This is a genomic window from Salegentibacter flavus, from assembly GCF_900115145.1.
Lineage (GTDB): Bacteria > Bacteroidota > Bacteroidia > Flavobacteriales > Flavobacteriaceae > Salegentibacter > Salegentibacter flavus.
On record NZ_FOVL01000003.1, the window covers coordinates 58,525 to 79,024 of the forward strand.

Genomic DNA, 20,500 nt, shown 5'->3' on the forward strand with positions numbered 1-20,500 from the left:
GGAAATCATAAAAGAAATCTTATGAAAAAATATACTCCTTATAGAAACATTCGAAAGAGTGCCATCATCTTTAGGCTTTCCCTTCCCCTATTTGCACTAATGATGCTTTCGATTATCGCTTCATTGTTGGTAATTATATTTTCCTTCAGCCTGGGTGTGATTATCAGCGCCATGCTCTTTAATGCATTCTTGTATATCGGGTTAAATCGTATCAGCAGGCTACTGGAATTTGTACAAATGACAGGTGCATTTCCAAAAATGATTAGTAATAAAAGAAATTCCGGTATCGATTATGAAAAAGACTAAGCTTTCCTCCCACTGGCCAATTACTGATATCCGGGATAATATTATTTTTTCCAGAAACGGTAACGTTGTGCTGTGTTATCAGCTGAACCTTCCTGAAATCTATTCTTTATCGGAAAAAGATTTTGAAGACCTGCACGCCACCTGGTTCCAGGCGCTTAAATCCTTACCGGTGGGTACAGTAGTGCATAAGCAGGATATTTATGAGAAGAAGGCATTCACTGCAACGGCACTTCCAAACAAAACCTTTTTGGAAAAGGCCACCAGTGATTATTTTAAAGATCGGGAGTATACAGAGCACCGTTCTTTAATATTTTTTACCCTGACCACGAACAAAGCTTTAAATAACTCCAAATTTGTAAATCCTTTTCGAAAAGTCTCCAAAGAAATTGTAATTGAACTGGATGCTAACCTTAAAAGCTTTATCGGCTCGGTAAACGATTGTGTTTCCTTTATTGCTAACAGCCGAAAGGTTTCTATAAAAGCATTACCACCAGAAGAAATCACCAAACTCACTACGGAATATTTCAATGGTTTCAATGAAGGTTTCGATACCGATATGCTACTGGAAAAACAACATATTCAAACGGGGGACAATTACTTTGATGCCCTGGCTATCAATAGCGAGCTGTGCTTTGGCGAAAGGGTACAGTCGAGCAAAACCAATGAGAAATTCACATCTGATGACTTTGTATTTCACCAGGGGTTTATTGATGGGCTGGGGCTTCAATTAAGAGAAAACCATATAGTCAACCAGGTACTCTACCTGGATGATAAACACAAATGGCGCAAGCTACTGGATAAAAAAGTAGAAGAGCTCAGCAAGAGTTCTAATTTCGGTTCTCAAAACAAACTCATTTTAGGAAAGATCCAGGAAATCCTGGAAAAGATTAATAGCGATGATAACGCGCGGATTATCCGTGGCCATCTCAATGTAATCTTTTGGGATCGTGATCCTCGTAATTTGGAAGGCATTGCCTCTAAAATTAAGGCTGAGTTCAAGGAACTGGATATTATCCCTTACGCTCCACGGGGCGAGGAACGAAAGAATTACCTGCTAAACAGCTACTGCTGCTTCTCTTCCAATTTTTCCGATGAAGATCTCTATGTGACCGATCTAAAACATGCCTTGTGCCTCTTTATCAATAATACCAATTATAAATCGGACCCTACCGGCATCATTTTTAATGACCGTGAACATAATATTCCCGTATTAAAAGATGTTTGGGATGAGAGGAAAAAACGTATCAAGGCGCGGAACTTTGCCATCTTCGCCCCTACCGGGGAAGGAAAATCCTTTCTGGCCAATAACATTCTACGTCAATATTTTGAAAACGGGGTACGGCTGGTGATTATCGATCTTGGAGGTTCTTATACCAAGTTCGCTAAACTCTATCCCGAAAAATATACCGTTTTACGCTACGAGAGCGGAAAGAGTTTGGGCATCAATCCTTTCTACATCTCCAATCCCAATGATGTAAGCCCGGAGCAATTGGAAGATCTTTCGGTGTTTCTATTAGAACTCATTGCTACAGATGACAAGGTTACCAAAGCACAATCTGTAGCCATAAAAAAGATCCTTCGCTACTATTACAAAAACACCAAGGAAAACCATTCTTTAGACAGTTTTTACCGTTTTATCGAGCAGCGAAAAGATCAGCTGCTGGAGACCCTTAAAATCCATCCCGACTACTTCAATGTTACCAACTTTTTGCACGTGCTCTCGGAGTATGTCGGCGATGGTCTATATAGCTTTTTATTTGAAGTTAACGAAGATCAAACATACAAGATCGAAGATAAGCGGCTGATTGTCTTTGAACTCGATGAAGTCAAGGACAACAAGGAGATCCTCTCGGTGATGCTTAAACTGGTCAAGTCAGCGATCCAACGTACGATCTGGAAAAATAGAGCTGAAAAAGGGATCATCCTTTTTGATGAATTCGCCAAGCAACTCAAATTTGAAAATGTCCTGGAAAGCGTGGAATTCTACTACCAGGCAATCCGTAAACAGAACGGTGCCATTGGGATCATCTTGCAATCCATAAATCAGCTTCCTAATAATGCGACTTCCTCAAGCATATTGGAAAACACCCAGGTGATCTACAGCCTGAATAACGAAAAAGGTTATAAAGAACTGGCTAAACGCTTAGGCCTCTCCAGCCACGATCTCAACCAGCTAAAATCCATTAGAAATAATTTGACCGGCAAACGCAAGTACACCGAGATCTTCATCAAGATCGGTAAAGAAAGTAACATTTTCCGCCTGGAAGTACCACCCGAAGTCTATGCTGCCTATCTCACCGACGGCACCGAAAACGAGGCCATAATGGCAATTTATAATGAGACAAAAAATATGGAAAAGGCTATCAAGGAATTCATCAGGAAGTCCTAAGCGGACATTAATATTTAAAACTCTTAGATATGAAAAACAATCGCAAAACTTTAGTATTTACATTGGCCCTTGTTTTATGCTTGCCTGCAGGCGTTGCCTGCCAGGGGATGCCGGTGTATGATAATACGAACTTTGTCAGCCTGGTTAAATCCCTGGTGGAATCGGCCAAGCAAACCGCCAACCTGGTAAAGACCGTTAATTTTTTAAAAGCCCAAAAAGAAAATATTGAGAAGGTCAATAGCGTAGTGCAGGATTTAAAAGCCGTTCGCGAGATTGGCCGAAATAACCAGCAGCTTATTGCGGTGATACAGCATGACCTTCGGGATATTTTGAATTCCCCTTATATCAAATCCGACGAAATAAGCCGGGTGACCGAATCCTTCAGTGCCGTGGTAGATAACTCCCTGGAGACCGCAAGCTTTATCGATGAAATTTTATCAAGTGATCACTTAAAAATGAGTGATGCCGAGCGAGCCGAAGTTTTAAAACAAAAAGAACTCGAGTCCAAAGAAATGGTGACCGATGTGCGGCTAAAGACCAAACGCTACCGCGAGATCATTTCCTTTAGGGAAATGCAGGATAAGATCAATAACCGGGAAACAGGCTTTTGATGAATAGCGGGGTAATTATATTGGCTGTAGGCGTCGAATATATCGATAGCGTTTTCCAGACCATCCAGGAGAGCGAGTTTTCCCGCTATACGATTGTTGGTATGAAGACCTTGGCCGTGCTCTTCTTTTTGGTCAACATCCTTAAAAAGTATAATGAAGGGGTAGCCGATAGGCAGGGCTATACCTGGGGGCTTTCCCCCGGGGATCTGGCCAAGAACTTTGCGGTGGTACTGCTGGTTATTTTCTCCACGCAAATCCTTGGATTCTTTGACAACATTCTGGTGGCTATTGAAAACCAATACCGCGATACGGCCCCTGCCCTGCTCCCCCTTCAGATGCAGGAGATTCCCATCGAAGAAGATGTCTCCCCTATGGGGGCGATGCGCAAAGCCATGGCCTTACTTTATGAAGCCCTGGTCACTCCCCTCTACGGCTTTAAAACCTTTGCATTTTTAATCAGCCTGTTTTTATGGATCCTTGATTTATTCATCTACCCGCTATTTCTGGCGGAACGCTATTTCCTCTTGGGAATTATGCAGGCCTTTTTTCCGCTGGTGCTTAGCCTGGCGGTAATTGAAAAGTTTCGGTCTATGGCCTATGGATTTTTCAGGTTGTATGCAGCGGTATATATGCTGGTTCCGGCTTTCTTCCTGGTCAATGTATTTATTAACGCCCTTTACACAGAAATCAACACCAATTTCTGGCAAAACCTATTTGGTACAGATTACGGGAGCGACTTTTTTGCACCGGTGGTAGAACTGGGTTCGATAGTATTTATCGTGTTTTTAAAATTTAAACTCTACCGACGGGCCATTTCTTTTACGCTGAGACTATTCACTACGTAATCCTCACCTTTTTAAACCAATGAAAAATAGTTCAAAAATGAAAACACCATATAAAAATATCTATTCGATATTAAAGCTCAACCGCTTTATCGTGCTTTCTGTAGTGCTTTGCTCGATGGGCTGCAGTGTCTTTGCCATTTGGATGGCCATCTCCACACGGAATAATGCGCTAAATAGCGCTTTTGCAATCAACACCGATGGCAGTATAATTCCATTAAAACTGGTTACTCAAAAAGAAAACTTCCAGGTGGAGGCCTTTGCCCATCTGGAGCTGTTTCACACCTACTTCTATAATATTGATGCCAATAGCTTTAAGAAAAACCTGGAAAAAGCATTATGGCTTGGCAATAGTTCGGTAGACAACCTATACAGGCAAAAGAAAGCTGAAGGGGTTTACAACCGCTTATTGCAGTACTCGCTGGTTCAAAAGGTATTAACGATCGATTCACAGCTCGAAGAAAGGGAAGATTCCTATCATTTTAGAACCACGGTGATTTTCGAGATCAACCGGGGAAGCATTGTCGATACTTATGAGCTGGTTTCCACGGGAAAACTGCTCATCGTAGATCGTCACTTCCCACATAACCCTCACGGACTCCTTATTACTGATTATTTCGAAAACAGTTTAAGAAAAGTACCCTCACAAAATTAAAACTAGAACGGATGAAAATAGAGAAAAACAAAATAGTATTCATTAGCATCCTGGTAGTCATTGTGGTTTTCCTTATCTCCTATACCCTAATGATCACCGGAAGCGATGCAGAGCAACAAGAAAACCTCCGGCAAACGGAAGTTCCGGCTCTTGAAGAAGAAAACCAGGAAACCTACGATTCCAAACTGGAGGCCATTGATAACCTCAAAGAAGTTCGGGTTAAGAATGCACCAAGTATTTATGATGAAACGTTTTTGGATTCTTTAGGCTATTACGACACCGAGCTTTTGGAAAAAGAAAAAGAACGCAAGATCGATAGTATTTATGATTTGGGAAAAGCCCGGCAAGCACAAATTGCAAACCTTACACAAACCCGGCCAACCAGAACACCGGATAATAACAGCCCAGCCCTAATAAAAAAAGTACCAAAAGTAGACACCGCGGAAATTGAGGAAAAGCGAAAAATCGAAGCCAAAGAAATGGGGCTGGAACATCAATTATTCTTTGCTTCTACTCCCCAAGAACCTGAAAATGGTATTACCAATACTACGGACAAGGAAATTAATGTGCTGGTTGATGGTACCCAGGTGGTTAAAGCAAACTCCAGGCTTCGAATGCGACTTGCACAACCTGCCAGGATTGGTGATAAATTAATCCCCAAAAACACCCCGGTTTTTGGCTTTGTCAGTTTTCAACCAAATCGCGTCTTGATTGAAATTGAATACATAAATAACGACCCCACAAGTTTAAAAGCCTTTGACCTTGAAGATGGTAGCGAAGGTATTTACATCGAGAATAATTTCCGGGCGGAAATAACCACGGAAGTTTTGGATGATGTAATCGGTGATATTAATATCCCAAGTGTGCCACAGGTAAGCGGGATAAGCAAAGTATTCAGGCGAAATAACCGCAATGTAAAAGTGACCATTCTAAATAATTACCGATTAATTCTCAAAGCCAGCAAACCTGAACCAAACTGGGGATTGGCTAACCAATAAAAACAAACCTTATGAAAAAGTATATTTTAACCAAGGCCGCTCTACTGGTTTTTATCATCACCAGTGCACAAACCCAAGAAAAACTGGACACCATTTACGCCAATGATCATAAAAATGTTGCGCTATTTTTCCCTAAAGCGATCAACCAGGGCATTACGGGGGCAGCACATTTTATTTTTACTTATAATCGGGAAAAACATCAGCATTTTGGCCTACTGCAAGCCAAACCCGGCAAGGAAAGTAACTTGCTCGTTATCGGCGCAGATGGATCGGTCTTTTCCTACATCCTGAAGTATAAGGAACAACTTACCAGGCTGAACTATTTTATCCCGAAAGCCGAAAGTATAGGAAAGGAAAAGCCTGTTGCTATGGTTTCTATTAAGACCAGTAATTCACAAAAATACTTAAGCGATAAGGAAGATTATTACCGAAGATTCTGCAGTTACTTGCTTAGTGAGAAACATCGTATTGGCCGGATAAAAAAACGTAAGTACCGTATCATATTAAGTGTTGAGAATATCGTTTTTAATAAGGAAGAGCTGTATTTTGTGATCAAAATTGAGAATAGATCAGGTCTGGATTACGATCTCAATTTCTTAAAATTGGCCAGTGAAACACGCAAAAAGGGAAAGAAGAAATCCCTGCAGCGTTTATACCAGGATCCGGTTTTTAAATACAAGATGCCGACCAAGATTGGAAAAAATAAAGCTGTAAAAATAGTTTATGTACTGCCAAAGTTTTCATTGTCTAAAGAAAGGAGGGCGATTTTGGAGCTCAATGAAAAAGACGGGGAACGAAATTTAAAACTAAAGGTATCGCATCGGTTTATTAATAATCCGAATTAACTTTGTTATGAAAAAATAGCAGTTTTTTCTTTAGTTATAATTTTATGGCCTTTGACGGAAAACTAAACTTCAGTCTTATATATAAATACATTTTCGCGAATTAAATAAGCTTCAGTTGAGCCTGAGTCTATCATTAAACCTAAAATATGCAAAAACGCATTTACTAAATCCTGTCTATTCTTAATGGTATTTACATGGTTAAAAAAAAGCTTTTTAATCAAGGCTTTACCATCTTTTCCCATAAAATCAACAGCTCTATCAGGATTGTCTTCACTGAGCTTCTCCAAAAGCAAGATTCCTTCCGGCAGGAACTCTTTCTCGCCGAAGGTTGAGAAAACGGCAAGTATTGCGGATAGATTTTTAGCACCAAAGTATTTTGCCATATTGAGATATTGGGTTTTATAGCTCAAAAAGCCTTCCCAATCTTCCAAGTTTTTCAGGAAACGGTTATTGAGCAGTAATTTGTCGCTGAAATAATATTTCCCATTTCCGTTTATTTTATGAAACATATAATCCCATAATTGCCAGAATCTTGATCCATATTTCTGTAATTCTGTATTGGTTCTATCTCTTACTATATCATACATTATAGTTACGCAAAAATTAATTGCACCCGATATGAATTCGTATAGATCATGAATATCGTCTGAATTTCTAACCTTCTCTTTTAAGAAAGGTGACATTAAAATATCTATTGTCCTTTTTCCATATTCGATACTATCGGCATAAAGCCATAGTTCCCCAAGAAACAATTGCATATCTACTTGAGAAGTGTAATCGAAGTGCTGTTTAGTGTTCCGCCACGTGTCACCCTCAACAGTTTGATGCAGTACTACGAATTCATTCAAAACCTTGACCACATAATCAGCTTGAACCGGCGTACAATTTTCTGTGGGTATCATTAGCATTACTCTAATAAGAAAATGTTTTTCGTGGGAATTGTAATCAATGGAATTGAAGTCAATCTTGTTTGGCAATTCTAAGCAGGCCGTAATAAATTCTTCAAAGCCTTTCTCATATTCCAATTCTTCCTCCTTTGTTGGCCTGTATGGTCGTGGGTTTTCTTTTTCAAATTTTGCAAAATTAATTACCATTTTTCTCAGATCAGTGGCCATATCCGGGCAATTTTCGGAAAATTCTTTTCTGAAGTATATTAAAAATTGCCTTAAGTAGTAATCATCCAACGGACATAACACAAGTTTCCCAAGCAGTAACTTATAATCCATTGAGTCTTCTGCGGAACTGGCATATTTGCCTAGCAAGTGAATAGAGTGCAGTATGGGCTCCTTTTCCAACACGCTATAATTCATACTCAAACTATAGTCTTGATTATATTTATCTTTCACCAAGGCATCTACAGCATTATACAATACACTAAAGCACCACGATATTTGCTTTGGATTCAATTCACCTGCAAATGAATCGAGTCCAACTTTAGCAAATGTCGCGGGCATATCGAACATTCCATTTTGAAAATCTGGGGCTGAGTAGTTATTATAGATTTCCTGCCACTGCTTAAATGTTACCTCTTCTTTTTTCTCTAGCGTTTTTAGCAGAAGATTGCTTTGACCTGCATCCAAGTGATTATCTTTAGAATCATCTTCAATAGCTTTTAGAGTACCAGCAATTTCCTTCGGATATGATGGTCTTAATTCAATCGTACCTGTCTCTTTGTCCACTTTTCCAGTTTCGAGTTTGCGAACATCCATCTCGGTTACGGTTTTTATCCATAAATGGTCGTCCTTGTAATCGTTGTAAAATCTATCGAAAATCTCAAATAATCCTTCGTTGAATTCACCAACATTAAACTGATATGGAATCATAAAGGCTCTTAATCCTTGATAGTATTTCCTCCTATGGGACAAGGCATTGGATTCCATTCTTTCTTTTTGTGCGTGGGCTATCTGCCTATCTTGGGGCGCCATACTCTGATGTTCACTTATTGCCCTTTGTAAGTCCCACTCATAAAACTGTCTCAGCCCGAAAATTGGCAGTATGTTCTTAGTAAAAGCTTTGGGGTGCGCCATAAAAACACTGGCAATTACAGAGATGGGCGCAACATTGTTGGAAAGTTGAAGAATGTATTTACAATGTTCCTCCAACAGCCTTTTGGCTATTTCTTCTTCAATACCGGCCAGCAGCAGCAGATACCGTTCCATTGACATCAATATGGATTCAATAAGCGGATTTACTTGTGTGCTTAATCCTCTATAGGCAACCCATAAATCCAAATCCCCATAAATCACTTTTTCTCCACCATCTTCAAAACGCAAGGTTATTTGTTCCAAAGGGTTTTCTTTTCCATATTTAGAACTCATAAGGTAATCAACTGAGTAGTTCACAAAATCAACTACAAAGGCAATAGCTTCAACCGGTTTGGTTACAAATAGCGTTGTAATAAAGGTTTTATAAATACCGGATGGGTAATACTCAAACTTAGAATCTGTTATACCCCAAGATTCGTCTTTTTTGGGTCTTGGTTCTGGCAGAAAACTGGATATTCTTCTATGCCCTTCTATGTTTACTTCTTTGACCTCTTTCCTAGGTTGTTCTTTCCAGGTTGTCTCTGTCAACTTAATTAGTAATTCAGGAAGCTCTTTGACTAAATTTTGGTTTCGTATTCCGTCAAGAGCTATTTTAATTGCTATATCATAAAATTGCTGTATATGCCAAAGTGTATCCTTTTTAGCATTCCCTCTCTCCAAAAAGGCTTCGACTTCTGATTTGGCATAGGGTACCAATCCAAAAAGTAGATATACCAAGTGCTGTATTGTGTACTTATCTCGGTACAACTTATTTAACCAAAAATCATCCCCAGCTTCTATTTGTTCGATCAACTGAAGTACTATACGCTTACAAGCATCAATTTCTTTTTCGGACAAATTACTGGAATCTAAAATGAATCTGAGTTCCCAATCCATTAAAAGCAAAAAAATGGATTCGCGAAGATTCGGTATCGCACTAAGGTTTTCAGCGATGAATACTAATAACTCTTTCCAAACATCACCATTAGGAAAAAGAATGGATTTATTTGACTCTGAGTCTTTACCATATTCCTTGCAAGCTGTTCTTGCCAAAAGAATACATCTGTTTAAAAAGACGGCATCCTCGGCTAACAAATCAGCTTTGAATTTTTGAAAGAAAACTGACGCATCTTTAGACCGAAACACGGCGACCAGAATTTCATCTACCCAATACCTCTCTATTTGCTCATTGTTGATGGTATCGCGTATTATTGCAACAATTGATTCCGGGTCTTCTATGAGATAGTCTTCCACCCAAAGCCTAAACGCTCTTCGTAGAGCCGGCTGCCCACCTATTCTAGAAAAGAATTCATCAACTGAAGTTACATCTGACCTTAGCTTTAAAATGTATTTTACCAAGCCCCAATCCTCGAGAATATCATGGGAAGGTGAAAATTGGTAATCATTTTTACTTTTAAATAGAACATGGTCATCAAGCAAAGCTTCGACTGCTCCTTCATCAATCCCATCGTCAGGCTCAACGAACAACCGCATTAGTTTTGCCCGTTTCAATGCTATATTTGAAAATGCTTTTCCACGTTTTCTTGCCATACCAATACCAGTTATTGTTGATTTCTCGATGATATGGCTCCACAGTTTTGATTTAAACTCGACTATGGACAAATTTTCCACTTTGAAGCCTTTCACGCCAATTGTACGTACCGCAAATTCCAAGTATTTGGGACTTCTGAGAATCTCTTTTAGCCCAGGATTATCAAAATATGCCTCTAAACTTGGGAAGTGTTTTTTGGTTAAATGCATTTCCGCATCCGATAATAGTTCAATTTCTAAAATACCCGCTTTTGGGATATGGTATTTTTGAAGTATAAGGTTAACAGCATTAGCTCTTGAGGTCAAAATGACTTTTACATCTTTGTGATCCCGTATTTGTGCCAAAAATTGCTGAAAAGCATTTTCAAGATTTGCCTCTAGTAGTTTTTCTAAACTATCAATAACTATAAGCTTTTCCTTGAGATATCCAATTGAACTTATTATATCTGTAATCGAGTCGTTCACCCCGAGTTTGGTAAAAACGTGCGGCAAGGCAGTCTCATTAAATTGCTCTGCCTTAAAAACGAACACCTGTACATTATCGTAAAAATTTTCAATATAGTCTTTCAACAAAGCTGACTTACCTGCACCAGCATCACCTGAAACTATAGTGAATTGATGATTTAGCGAGACATCTGAAAGCTCTTCCAATTTTTCCGAGCGGTCCAAATGAAAATCTTCAATATAACTGGTAAAGGGCTCGATGATGATACTACTATACTCCAGAAGTTTTGATATAGATGGATAGGTGCTATCAAAAACAGACGGATTGAAATAACTGTAAACGTCCAATTGCTTACTGTCATCATAGGTAATTGCCCCACCGTTTTGATTGTAGTTCGCTGCTAAAGCCAGTAGGCTATTCCATATTTCAAGCCCATTTAGCCCACATTCAGATCCTTTAGAGATTGTTATTAAGTTTAATGAATTATTTAAAGCAGTACTCGTTTCATCACCGAAGTCATATCCTGCAAGGGCCATACTTTTAAGAAACAGCCAAATATTCTTTTTTGACACACTTTTACCATCATTAGCCCTTTTGAGCAGATTCTCAAAGATGTCGAGATGCTTTTTCTTGACTTCTATTCGTTCAACCTCTTTGTAAAAATCATTTTCATCTTTATGTGTGGATGCCCAATCTAGCAATACAACGATATGTTTCTTGTCATTATTGGTCAGATTAGATTTAACCAGGAGTAGCCTATCCTTACTTTTATTAAAGCTAGCATTGTTAAAGTCCTTCCAAAAAGCTGTGATGACCTCATTAAAAACATCATTATTTTTAGTTAATACTATGTTATGCTTTATTTGACCTAGAATCTTTTGTTCGTTACCACTCCCAAAATCAACTATTACCATCAAATCATCCGTAGCATAACCTCTATTGGTGGTCTGAAAGGCTACTTCACATATTTTACCTTTTGTTACCAGAGGCACTTCAATCCGAAGCATCATTGCAAGTAAGTATGCGGCTTGCACGTGATACTCGTAAGTAGCCCCACCACTTCCCATCGAAAATACACTCCCTGTTTTATTCATAATTCTATATTACTTAACTTGTTTTAAAAGCCCCTTCCATCAATTCTATTTCCGCATTTTTGATGCCTATCTTTTTGGCTATGGTTTTCCAGTCCTTCACTACTGTGAGAACTTCTTCCAAAATGGTTTGCATTTCAACTTCACTTAAACGAAAATATTCGCCCACGTTTTTTGCCAAATTAAAATCCAGAGCATTATCATCCATATCCACATTTAGAGATAGACCATCTTTTTCTATAGATGGGTTTAGATCATAAGCTGGTGATAACATCCAACCCTTTTGGGTTAGTATAAATCCGTGATTTCTTAAATGGTCATCCGTATTTGAAATGGCAATATTAAACACAATTCTTCGCCACAGTTGATGTAAATTATTTTCCACATCAACTCCATAATTCTCAATAAACTCAACAATATCCAAATAACTAGGTGTTGTATCTCTGATGATATCTTCTGTATTCCCGGTCATTGTCATTGCTGAGGCAAAGTGGATTCTTTTACCTTTATCCCTGTCAAATCGTTTGGTCAGAAATGTATGGTATTGACCACTTATCTTTTCAATTTTAGATTCTACCATTTGTACTCCAGAAGCAATGGCCAATTTATAGGCTAAAAATTCCCAAGCTGCTTTATCCAGTACATCCGTTTTAGAAGGAAATTTAGCTATCCACAAATTCTTTTGGGAATCAAATATATTAGCCTTTGGTCTTGCACCCCCCAGGGATGAACCGGGTGCGATCAAAATTGCAATCCATTTTCTAATGGCATCACTATTTTCATCATTTTCTAGTTGATTTACTGCTTCCTGTAGCTCACCGAGTGATGACCAAGGGGGTGTCGGACTGTGTTCATCGTTATCCAAAAAAGGGCCTTCCAAATCCGTTTTAAAGCGTAAAGCACCCATTCGACTTTCATCAAAAACACCGAGCAGATAATCTATTTCGTAAAGTTTAGGCGCTTTTTCTTCCTTGGCCCTAGCATCTTGTGCAGCTCTACGTTTCATTAAAGTTTTCCCCCAAGTGTCAGGCATACTATCCAAAAATATTCGGAAGTTTTCTTTATTGCTAGGATATTGTGGCCCTGAATAAAAATCTATATCTGGGTCTAACAATCGTTGAGCATCGGTCTTTAACCAATCCTTGTTATATTCAAAACTGAATGCTTTTTTACCTTTGGCAAAGTGAGCTGAAAGTACGCCTACCAATGTTGGCTTTCCTAGAGCGGCCCAGTCTGCAAATACGTATATATCAAATTTTCCTGTTGCCATAGTATTTATAATAAATCAAGGTCTTGCAGTTTTCTTCCAAATTCATCATCGACCGCCAATTTTTTAAAACCCTCTTCTAAATTCAACACCCTAAACACATTAAAATAGGAACCTATGGCAACCGCGGGATCTCCTTTTTCAATCCTGTACAGTGTAGTACGATTAATACCTGCCCGTTCGGAAACCTGTTCTGTCGTAAGTTTTCGTCGTTTTCGTGCCAGCTTTATATTCTCGCCCAACTGTTCAAAAACCTTCTTATACTTCGGTAATAGAATTGTTTTCTTAGAATTCATTTCGTTGCATATTTTCCCCAAATTTACTATTTTTGTTGATAATATACAACATTTTTGAAGTGCCATCAAGAAAAGAACTTAGCGAATTATATAGAGACCCTACAAAACCCAAGCACTATGACAGTATTGTACAAGAACTCTTTACGAGAGCTCACAACAATGAACCGCTATCTTTAGCAGAGGAGCTGTTTATAGGCGGGATAATTGAGCAATTGAGAAATAAAGATGGTAAACGTGCTCATAAAATTGAAGACTTTGAGGGTTGCAAAAATTATCATTTTAGAAGCAGATATTTAAAGTATGTAAATGACTTAAATGGCCACAGAGAAATTATGGACTACAATGGACCTGTATCAAAACCTCAAAAAGAAAAAGATGTCGCTTTTCTTCAAAAAACGTATGAGGAATGGGAAGCTTATTTAGAAAATAAATCAACTGGTTTTGGGCTTATAAACTATGTTGCCCAAGAACTCAAATATCAGCTTAAGGAATTGGACAAATATACCTTACGCCTGCAAATAGGCTCTCGGTATAAAGATTACCTCCGTAAAATATTATTTCTTCACTCCAAGTACATTTATTTACTCGTCAAAGAATTTTATGAAGAATTGGGTACAAATGAAGAGCAAATAGAAATACAGGGCGAAGAAATTCTAGTAGATGGCTTCACTTATGTCCATACAATGTTTAGGCATTTTGCTGCACACATCAAAAAACATCAAATAAAAAAGTCTTACCATTTTGACGAAAACATTGGTTTTAAAGAGGTACCAGACTTTTTACTCAACGCTTTGCACAACTTTAAAACGTTAAAGCTCCCCTTAAACAAAAGACACCTTTACTTTAGCTTCAATGATACACCTTATGCCATTTGGTTTAGGCCCTTTAAAAAGTCACTGCCTGGCAATATTCAAAATGAGTATCTGCGAGTTCAAACATTTTATCCCATCGAAAATACTCGGGAATACACTAAGCTTTCTACAATGACTCTATTATATAGCAATACGCCATTCGCTTTCTATGTAAATTGGTAGGTAAATATGAACAAAAAACAGGTCCTTTCTACAATTCAAAAATCTTTGAAAATACTTTATGCAAAAGATTCTTTATTAATGAATTCCGCATACGACATTAATGAAAGAAAAATAACCCATAGATTGGCAATGTACCTAGAACCATTCTTTAAAAAAGAAGGCTATGTAGTGGATGTTGAGTACAATCGAATTAGGGGTGATTACGATTCTGATGCTGTCGGAAACCTTATGGGTAAAAAACTGGAATGGCACGATCAGGGCTCGAGTTTCGTATATCCTGACATTATTGTGCATAAAAGAGATACTAACGATAATCTGCTTCTAATAGAAGTAAAAATGGCTTGGAAGAATAGCAAACGACAAAATGATTTTCTAAGGATAAATGAATACTTAAAAGAATTTGATTACAAATACGGCATATATCTTGAACTATCAGAAATATACGACGAATGCCAGATGGTGTCCGGTCCTTTTACCTAAATATCGACCTCACTTCCTCATACACTTTCTCAAAATTAGCATTCATATCAGCACTTGAATAGTGCTTAGCTTCTTCTGGTAGTTCCCTGTTAATTTTAGGTAGTTTAAATTGCACCTTTTTATCCTTGCCATCGGCGTAGGTTATAAACTCTCCTTGTTTCAGACGGAAGAAAACATCGGCGCGGATTTTTGGGATTTCCTTCTCCCCGGTGGTCACTCTCGTATCAAAATTTAGGCTATACCCGCGGTTGACACTTGTGGTAGGTTTTTTCACGATTTCAAAAAAGCGCTCGTAGTATTTGGCGGTGTCGGGGTCATTTACCTTTCCAAAGAATTGGTAGGAAAGATTGCTTAGAATTGCTCTACTCGCCTTTTCCCCGTACATCATATCATTTTGAATCTTATCCTGCATCACGTAAATTGTCGCTATATCATAACTTCTCAAGGTTGCCGGAATCCGGTGCATATTTAGCAAACGAAGTGTCGGTGCCTCTTCCATCAGCAGGAAGGAAGCTTTGGAATTACGCACACTCATTTGCTTAGTTATGGTATGTATGATGGTGGCTATGACCGGAGAGTAGGAAGCTTCGTATTTTGGATTGTTCACTACGGAAATAACCGATGGGCTTTCCTCACTATTAATATGAAGTGGAACCTCATCTTTAGAAAGTACCATAAAAATCTGTTGGGTACTGATCCTTTTAAGCGCATTGGCCAGGGTACTTTTTACCCCGGCTGTTTGTCTTTCGGAGTCTTTACCGCTAATAAAGGCATCGGCCATTGCACGAGAAGTGGTGTTAGTTTCTAAAAATTGGATCAGGCTATCGGTATCCAGGTACTGGTAGATAGCGATAAGGTGCGGAAGGGTACAAAACTTCGGGTAATCCGTTTTTAATTTCCAGATCAGTCCCCCAATTAGCCCCTCCGCAGCATCATTAAAAAATTTCGTAGTGCCAGAGGTACCTGATTCCCGTTGTTCCAAGAGGTTTTCCACCAGAACTCGGGAAACTTCATTCACGCTTTCCTCGTTCTCCAGGTATCGTGGAGCTATGGGATTTACTCTATGGATAATTTTATTAAAGGAAATAATCTTAAAAGGAATTTCCCGATCTTTAAAAAGCGGATAGGCCATTTCGGTAAGCTCAAAATCTTTATAGTCGTGAATCACCCCACAAAAATTCTCCTTTTGAAAATGATTTAAAAAACCATATACCACGCTTTCGGTCTTCCCGCTTCCGGCGGAACCAATAACGGAAGCACCGCGTTTAATATTCTCCAGTTTAAATTTTCCTTTGGTGGTTGCAAAACCGACCTGGTATTTTTTATCGATCTTTTTACTATCCTCATCCTTATGTAAAAAAACATACATCAGGGTATTGACCAGTAGTAACGGACACCCCAGGAATAATAAAGCCGGAATCCACTGGTTATCCTGGACCCCGTAAATGCCAAGAGTCACCATTAGTAATAAATTCAAAACAAAGGCAAAGCGGTTGATCAGCCTAAAACATATATAGAACAATATGCTTACCAGCCCGATGATCAGAAGCAGTCTAACAAGATTTTCTATGTCCATAACATTTAAAATTAAATTCCGATTGAACTTGATTTAACGGCTACCGCAACCCCTTTCTTAAGCCTGTTAAAAATTTTGAGGGCAAGTTGTGCCTGGGAGGTTGGGATACTGGGCATCATCGGGATGCCCGATTCCCGGATGAGTTTAAAAGCAAGTGCTTTTTCGTTAGCCGGTAATCCCATTAGCGCGGTAAAATAATAGTTCGGGTTTTTGATAAATTCCTTTCGTGCCGTATAGGTTTCCACAAAATTGCGCTGGTAACCGAAGGTCTTATCAAAAGTCTTTTCTGCCTTTTCAAAAAAGCGGTCCCGGTCGAATCCGCGTTTAACCGTCTTACCATTAAAGTTAACTTCTGAAGCTTTGTATTTACTGCCCGGGGACAAGCTAACCGAATTAGAAGCATCCTTTCTACTTACGATAATATGGATATGGCTTTGGTTGCCTGCTTTGAGCATCCCCTGTACGATTCGCTTACCATCTTGCCGATGTGGAGCCCGGGCTTCCAGTTTCTCAATTTGCTTTTCCCGCTTTTCAATACTTCCCTGCATCAGTCCGGTTTCAATTTTCCGGACTTCACTTTTAAGTTCAAGGATTTTAGTGGCATAGGGCTGGTTTTCGCGAACCTGTCGGTCGGTACCTTTAAAATTCCGGCTATGTTCAATTTTAGCGTAATATTTAATATCATCAATATTAATCGGCCTTCCATCTATTTCCCGGTTAAAGCAGGCCACATAATCCTTCATCAGGTCCCGGGTATACTTTTGTAGATCCTTGCTACTATTTTGCAGGCGTTTTAATTCGTATTTGGAAGGGCTAACAGTAATGGAATAGAACTTCGGTTCTTTCTTTTTGAGCTTGGTGGTATTGTTATCAATTTCTTTGACAACTTTCTCTGGGGTGATAGCATCCTCATATTGATTAAAGAAATGTTCCTTGGCCCCTTCGGCTACTCCTTCATTTTCTTTTTCCAGGTAGCTAACAAAACCGGCCGAACTTTGGGAGTAATTCCCACCCAATTTTTGAGGTGTGATCGTGATATACATAGCAGGAAATTTTACAGGTTATTATCAGAAAAATTCTTTTCACCCCTACCATATTGTTCCGGTTGCGGAATGTCATCTTTTTTCTCCCGGAGAATTTTCTTTTCCAGGATGAGTGGTTTCTTTTGAGGTGTTTCGGTTTGAAAAAGTGAGGCGATCATCGCCGCGGTAGGCTTAGTTTGCGTTTTTTCCATATCACGCATAATGGCAATCACCGCATTGATTCGTTTCTTAAAAGAAGCTTCGATAGTCCTTCCGGTTGGGCCTAATCTTTCGTGGGGGGAAATCTCATTATAGAAGAAAAAGTCGAGCATTGTCTCCAGGGCTTCAGTATGTGATTTGAAGTGTGTTCTTGAAAATTCCTGAAAACGTTTTGCAGTTTCCTTTTTAAACCTGATGCCGATAAATGAGTCCATAATTCGCCGATTTGTCGCAAATTCCTCCCTAAAAATGGGGCCTGGCAGAGCATTTGTCGCAAATTGCTTAAACTCAGGAATTTAAATAAATTTTAAACAACTGATTTACAGTTATTTAAAATCGAAAAGGAGTGCTTAACATCGCGTAGCGTGTTACCCTCTTGCTACTCCTTTTCGTCCCGCAGCGCGGGACGAAAATTCCGTACAATTTGGTCTGTTGCCTGTCTTGATAGACAGTCAAAAACCCCTTGCCAATTCCCGGAAAAAATTTCCGGATTAATATTTTTTTGATGTGCAAGTTTATCGGCGAAAGTCAAAAATGGATAGCCCTGCGTAAATTTTAATGCTGAAGATCAGCGAAATAAATATAAGGATTTTTTTAGTAACAGGTAGCGAGTAATAAATAATTCTTATTCAAAAGGGTGTCCGGATTCAAGATTTTTTTTTATCTTTATTGAGTAGGTTTCAATGACCTAAAAAGAAAGGGAAAATTCAGGTAACAGCGAATTTTCCCTTTTTTACTTGATTGAGCTTGAAATGCTCCTTACTATTAAGCACTACCAACCAAGCTATTTTTTTATGACCTTTTATAGAGCTGCTTTGCTTAGAAGATTCATTGAAATATTTGAGCCTAAAAAAACACTTCTAAAATTAGAAGTGCTTACAATCTAGTTAGAATGTGCCAGGTAAATTACAAAATTCCTTCATCTGAAAAACTGTAGTAATTACCATCAGGCATAAGGATAATATGATCCAGGACTTTCACATCAAAAAATGATGCCGCATTTTTAATTTTCCTGGTCAGGCTTTTATCCGCTTCACTTGGTCTTAGGGTTCCGCTGGGGTGATTGTGCAATAAGATTAGTGCCGTGGTTAAAGACTTTAATACTACTGCGAATAAGATTCGAACATCGACCAGTGTCCCGGTAATACCTCCTTTAGAAACCTCATAAATACCTTTTAATTTATTGGAATTATTGAGTAGCATTATTTTAAAAGTTTCCTGCAGTTCGATCTCGTTTTTATTCCATTGTGCGAACGCTAAATCTGCGGCATCTCTGGAACTTGAAATTTTGGGTAGCAAATTTGTTTTTAAGCTTCCGCTGTAGCTTATCGCTATTTCATTAACTTTGGATTTCATTATTGGCTAATTTAAAGGGTTAATAATTAAAAGAGGGCGCTACTTTCGAAGGGAACGCCCTCTTAGTTTTAAAAATTACTGGTATGAATTTTCCTTATTTCCAAGGAATAGGATTTCATTTACCAAAATTTCAGTTACATATCGTTTTTCTCCTGTTTCGGTTTCATAGGATCGGGAAGTTAGTTTGCCACGAATTGCCACTTCTTTACCTTTATCAACATATTTCTCGATAAGCTCAGCCTGCTTTCCCCAGGCCACTACATTGTGCCAGTCGGTTTGTTGAATTTTCTCCCCTTCCTTGTGGTAGTACTCATTGGTAGCCAGTGAAAAAGTGCTTACTTTTTTACCACTTTCAAAGTTTTTGATTTCCGGGGCATTCCCCACATTTCCGATTAACTGTACTTGGTTTCTTAGATTACTCATAATTAAAAGATTTAGATACCTGCTTTTCAATACAGGTTGATTAAACATTGATTTACTTATTATATCCGGAGCGTTTTCCTTTTTTGATTTTTTTACTTCGCTTCCGGTTATGTTGTTTTGAAATGATTTCATAATTGTTATTTATTGATTTACTTCCTATAGAGCCGTTTGCTATTACCTTTTTTGATGCTGATACATTTTCAATATTTAGAATTAGGGAAGGTTTATAAAAAGGAGTAAGCGACTGGCTTATGCAACCTGGACTAACTTCTAAATATTGGTATTTTGCATAACAAAAAAGGTAGGGACAGCAACGGCCGGGAAGGAAATGGAAATACTGAAATTGAAAAACAACTGGAAGCGAAGTAAATGCAAGAATGGAATTCCGATTTAGCGGGCGTCCTTTTTTACTTAATTAAGTATAAGATTACACGAAGAGCGGTAACTACTATATAGCGGATACATCATTAGGAAAATAAAAAGGATGCCCAAGATATTCTTAGGGAAGCTCTTTACCCGAAATGGAGCATTTCACGGAATGAAGCGGTAATGTGCTGACCGATTTACAACCAGAAGGTCTTTGAAATTAGTGGTCATAATCTCTTAAATGTATGAAGCAGAATATTTGTACTAACTATTATTTAAGCATTTGCTTAAATACGTATTTTATTATACTTTTGATCTCTAAATAATAGATTAACCATGGAAATTTCGTGTACAAGAGCTCAGGCTGATCATCAACAACTTCTTAATTGCAAAAACACTTTGGAAAGAATGGATGATAATTTTCAAGATATGACCAAACTACTATCGATTGCTGGTAGTGAAGTACGCTTAAAAATTTTATTCCTTTTGAATATGGAAGACGAATTATGCCCTTGTGATATTGCTGATATTTTAGAAATGAGTGTACCGGCAATATCCCAACACATCCGCAAAATTAAAGATGCAGGTTTTATCTCTTCAAGAAGAGATGGGCAAACTTTGTATTATTCATTAGTGAAGGATAAAACAGCGGTACTTGATGCTGTTTTCACTACAATTAAAATGGTTAAAAAAACTGCGTAAAA

General features: G+C 38.4%; 18 protein-coding genes. 10 read left to right on the forward strand and 8 right to left on the reverse strand.

Annotation, left to right across the window (positions count from 1 at the left end):
- The first annotated feature begins 21 nt into the window (after positions 1-21).
- From BM266_RS03750 to BM266_RS03780, 7 genes are read left to right on the forward strand one after another with little or no spacing between them, the layout of a single operon-like run.
- Positions 22-306, forward strand: coding sequence for a hypothetical protein (locus tag BM266_RS03750; RefSeq protein WP_093406063.1), 285 nt, complete (start codon positions 22-24; stop codon positions 304-306).
- A complete protein-coding gene (locus BM266_RS03755; protein WP_093406066.1) occupies positions 293-2,695 on the forward strand; it encodes a TraG family conjugative transposon ATPase in 2,403 nt (800 codons plus the stop codon). Before BM266_RS03750 ends, BM266_RS03755 begins: the two co-directional genes overlap by 14 nt.
- A gap of 29 nt (positions 2,696-2,724) precedes the next feature.
- Positions 2,725-3,306 carry a conjugal transfer protein gene (locus tag BM266_RS03760; RefSeq protein ID WP_093406068.1) on the forward strand — a complete coding sequence of 194 codons (582 nt, stop codon included), beginning with the start codon at positions 2,725-2,727 and terminating at the stop codon, positions 3,304-3,306.
- The gene (locus tag BM266_RS03765; RefSeq protein WP_093406071.1) at positions 3,306-4,151 is read left to right on the forward strand and encodes a hypothetical protein; all 846 of its coding nucleotides are present in this window, start codon (positions 3,306-3,308) and stop codon (positions 4,149-4,151) included. The genes BM266_RS03760 and BM266_RS03765 overlap by 1 nt, the downstream gene beginning before the upstream one ends.
- 37 nt (positions 4,152-4,188) lie before the next feature.
- On the forward strand, positions 4,189-4,803 hold the full coding sequence (locus BM266_RS03770) for a conjugal transfer protein TraK (protein WP_093406403.1): 615 nt from the start codon (positions 4,189-4,191) through the stop codon (positions 4,801-4,803).
- An 11-nt stretch (positions 4,804-4,814) separates the two neighbouring features.
- Positions 4,815-5,801, forward strand: a complete 987-nt coding sequence (traM, locus tag BM266_RS03775; RefSeq protein ID WP_093406074.1) for a conjugative transposon protein TraM — start codon at positions 4,815-4,817, stop codon at positions 5,799-5,801.
- An 11-nt stretch (positions 5,802-5,812) separates the two neighbouring features.
- On the forward strand, positions 5,813-6,646 hold the full coding sequence (locus BM266_RS03780) for a DUF4138 domain-containing protein (RefSeq protein ID WP_093406076.1): 834 nt from the start codon (positions 5,813-5,815) through the stop codon (positions 6,644-6,646).
- A 62-nt stretch (positions 6,647-6,708) separates the two neighbouring features.
- On the opposite strand, the gene BM266_RS03785 is transcribed toward BM266_RS03780, so the two are convergent.
- The 3 genes from BM266_RS03785 to BM266_RS03795 are packed head-to-tail and all read right to left on the reverse strand — an operon-like array spanning position 6,709 to position 13,320.
- The gene (locus BM266_RS03785; protein WP_093406079.1) at positions 6,709-11,760 is read right to left on the reverse strand and encodes an NACHT domain-containing protein; all 5,052 of its coding nucleotides are present in this window, start codon (positions 11,758-11,760) and stop codon (positions 6,709-6,711) included.
- 13 nt (positions 11,761-11,773) lie between these two features.
- A complete protein-coding gene (locus tag BM266_RS03790) occupies positions 11,774-13,027 on the reverse strand; it encodes a type II toxin-antitoxin system HipA family toxin (protein WP_093406081.1) in 1,254 nt (417 codons plus the stop codon).
- Positions 13,028-13,032: 5 nt separating this feature from the next.
- On the reverse strand, positions 13,033-13,320 hold the full coding sequence (locus BM266_RS03795; RefSeq protein ID WP_093406084.1) for a helix-turn-helix transcriptional regulator: 288 nt from the start codon (positions 13,318-13,320) through the stop codon (positions 13,033-13,035).
- Between the two features lie 32 nt (positions 13,321-13,352).
- Here BM266_RS03795 and BM266_RS03800 point away from each other — a divergent pair, with 32 nt between their 5' ends.
- Both BM266_RS03800 and BM266_RS03805 read left to right on the forward strand, forming a co-directional pair.
- Positions 13,353-14,354 carry a hypothetical protein gene (locus BM266_RS03800; RefSeq protein WP_139220591.1) on the forward strand — a complete coding sequence of 334 codons (1,002 nt, stop codon included), beginning with the start codon at positions 13,353-13,355 and terminating at the stop codon, positions 14,352-14,354.
- Positions 14,355-14,360: 6 nt separating this feature from the next.
- The gene (locus tag BM266_RS03805) at positions 14,361-14,834 is read left to right on the forward strand and encodes a hypothetical protein (protein ID WP_093406089.1); all 474 of its coding nucleotides are present in this window, start codon (positions 14,361-14,363) and stop codon (positions 14,832-14,834) included.
- Here the strand turns inward: BM266_RS03805 and BM266_RS03810 are convergent.
- The 5 genes from BM266_RS03810 to BM266_RS03830 form a co-directional block, all read right to left on the reverse strand.
- Entirely contained in the window at positions 14,827-16,410 is a 1,584-nt protein-coding gene (locus tag BM266_RS03810) for a type IV secretory system conjugative DNA transfer family protein (RefSeq protein ID WP_093406093.1), read from the reverse strand. The two genes, BM266_RS03805 and BM266_RS03810, sit on opposite strands and share 8 nt — an antisense overlap.
- An 11-nt stretch (positions 16,411-16,421) precedes the next feature.
- The gene (gene mobB, locus BM266_RS03815) at positions 16,422-17,453 is read right to left on the reverse strand and encodes a MobB family relaxase (RefSeq protein ID WP_093406095.1); all 1,032 of its coding nucleotides are present in this window, start codon (positions 17,451-17,453) and stop codon (positions 16,422-16,424) included.
- 11 nt (positions 17,454-17,464) lie between these two features.
- Positions 17,465-17,866 (reverse strand): BfmA/BtgA family mobilization protein, encoded by a 402-nt coding sequence (locus BM266_RS03820; RefSeq protein ID WP_093406098.1) that lies wholly within the window; start codon positions 17,864-17,866, stop codon positions 17,465-17,467.
- 691 nt (positions 17,867-18,557) lie between these two features.
- The gene (locus BM266_RS03825) at positions 18,558-19,007 is read right to left on the reverse strand and encodes a JAB domain-containing protein (protein ID WP_093406101.1); all 450 of its coding nucleotides are present in this window, start codon (positions 19,005-19,007) and stop codon (positions 18,558-18,560) included.
- A 75-nt stretch (positions 19,008-19,082) separates the two neighbouring features.
- Entirely contained in the window at positions 19,083-19,430 is a 348-nt protein-coding gene (locus BM266_RS03830) for a single-stranded DNA-binding protein (protein ID WP_093406406.1), read from the reverse strand.
- A 702-nt stretch (positions 19,431-20,132) separates the two neighbouring features.
- Between BM266_RS03830 and BM266_RS03835 the strand changes: the two genes are divergently transcribed.
- Positions 20,133-20,498, forward strand: a complete 366-nt coding sequence (locus BM266_RS03835; protein ID WP_093406103.1) for an ArsR/SmtB family transcription factor — start codon at positions 20,133-20,135, stop codon at positions 20,496-20,498.
- Positions 20,499-20,500: the final 2 nt, after the last annotated feature.

Coding starts and splice junctions, on each gene's coding strand:
- BM266_RS03750 (WP_093406063.1), top strand. CDS start 22: ATGAAAAAATATACTCCTTATAGAAACATTCGAAAGAGTGCCATCATC.
- BM266_RS03755 (WP_093406066.1), top strand. CDS start 293: ATGAAAAAGACTAAGCTTTCCTCCCACTGGCCAATTACTGATATCCGG.
- BM266_RS03760 (WP_093406068.1), top strand. CDS start 2,725: ATGAAAAACAATCGCAAAACTTTAGTATTTACATTGGCCCTTGTTTTA.
- BM266_RS03765 (WP_093406071.1), top strand. CDS start 3,306: ATGAATAGCGGGGTAATTATATTGGCTGTAGGCGTCGAATATATCGAT.
- BM266_RS03770 (WP_093406403.1), top strand. CDS start 4,189: ATGAAAACACCATATAAAAATATCTATTCGATATTAAAGCTCAACCGC.
- traM (WP_093406074.1), top strand. CDS start 4,815: ATGAAAATAGAGAAAAACAAAATAGTATTCATTAGCATCCTGGTAGTC.
- BM266_RS03780 (WP_093406076.1), top strand. CDS start 5,813: ATGAAAAAGTATATTTTAACCAAGGCCGCTCTACTGGTTTTTATCATC.
- BM266_RS03785 (WP_093406079.1), bottom strand. CDS start 11,760: ATGAATAAAACAGGGAGTGTATTTTCGATGGGAAGTGGTGGGGCTACT.
- BM266_RS03790 (WP_093406081.1), bottom strand. CDS start 13,027: ATGGCAACAGGAAAATTTGATATATACGTATTTGCAGACTGGGCCGCT.
- BM266_RS03795 (WP_093406084.1), bottom strand. CDS start 13,320: ATGAATTCTAAGAAAACAATTCTATTACCGAAGTATAAGAAGGTTTTT.
- BM266_RS03805 (WP_093406089.1), top strand. CDS start 14,361: ATGAACAAAAAACAGGTCCTTTCTACAATTCAAAAATCTTTGAAAATA.
- BM266_RS03810 (WP_093406093.1), bottom strand. CDS start 16,410: ATGGACATAGAAAATCTTGTTAGACTGCTTCTGATCATCGGGCTGGTA.
- mobB (WP_093406095.1), bottom strand. CDS start 17,453: ATGTATATCACGATCACACCTCAAAAATTGGGTGGGAATTACTCCCAA.
- BM266_RS03820 (WP_093406098.1), bottom strand. CDS start 17,866: ATGGACTCATTTATCGGCATCAGGTTTAAAAAGGAAACTGCAAAACGT.
- BM266_RS03825 (WP_093406101.1), bottom strand. CDS start 19,007: ATGAAATCCAAAGTTAATGAAATAGCGATAAGCTACAGCGGAAGCTTA.
- BM266_RS03830 (WP_093406406.1), bottom strand. CDS start 19,430: ATGAGTAATCTAAGAAACCAAGTACAGTTAATCGGAAATGTGGGGAAT.
- BM266_RS03835 (WP_093406103.1), top strand. CDS start 20,133: ATGGAAATTTCGTGTACAAGAGCTCAGGCTGATCATCAACAACTTCTT.